Below are 590 nucleotides of genomic sequence, written 5' to 3'. Positions count from 1 at the left end.
ACAGGAAATTTACCTAGAGACACGCGCACCAATGAACCTGCTGACTCTTATGGCGAAATTGGGGTCACAGCAAAAGCGAAAATGAGCCAAACCGAGCTACGCATTGGTACGCTAATGCCAATGAACCCAGTTTTAGTGGCTTCACCTGCTCGTTTGCTTCCTCAAACCTATCGAGGAATTTCACTGACCAGTAAAGATATTAAAGATTTTGATTTACAGGGAGCCTACCTCGATAAAGTGAATCATCGTGATTCGACCAACTATGAAAAAATTAAAATTTCAGGCGTAAATGGACGCTTTAAAAGTGCTGAAACGGATGGACTCTATTATTTAGGTGGAAACTATCAGTTTAATCCCGCACTCAAGCTCACAGCTTTTTACATGGATGTTGACGATCTTTATAACCAAACCATGGTCGGTGCTTTACACCAACATAAAATTAATGACGCCACTAATTTTAGCTCGCAATTACGTTACTACCGCAGCCGAGATGACGGACAAGCAAAAGCTGGCTTAGTCGATAATGATCTTTATCATGCACATTTCGAACTCAAACATCAAAACCATAAATTTATTTTTGGAACCTTCCA

Annotated in this window: 1 protein-coding gene; it reads left to right on the top strand. The window is 40.5% G+C overall.

The genetic code is table 11. The annotated features are described in order from the left end of the window. A partial coding sequence (locus tag UC75_RS12205) for an OprD family outer membrane porin (RefSeq protein ID WP_228137330.1) occupies positions 1-590 on the top strand: 590 nt, incomplete at both ends.

Source organism: Acinetobacter sp. V2, assembly GCF_001188385.1.
In the GTDB taxonomy this organism is placed as follows: domain Bacteria; phylum Pseudomonadota; class Gammaproteobacteria; order Pseudomonadales; family Moraxellaceae; genus Acinetobacter; species Acinetobacter oleivorans.
Note: the sequence above shows the minus strand (reverse complement) of the source record. Positions and strands in the feature narration are given on the sequence as shown.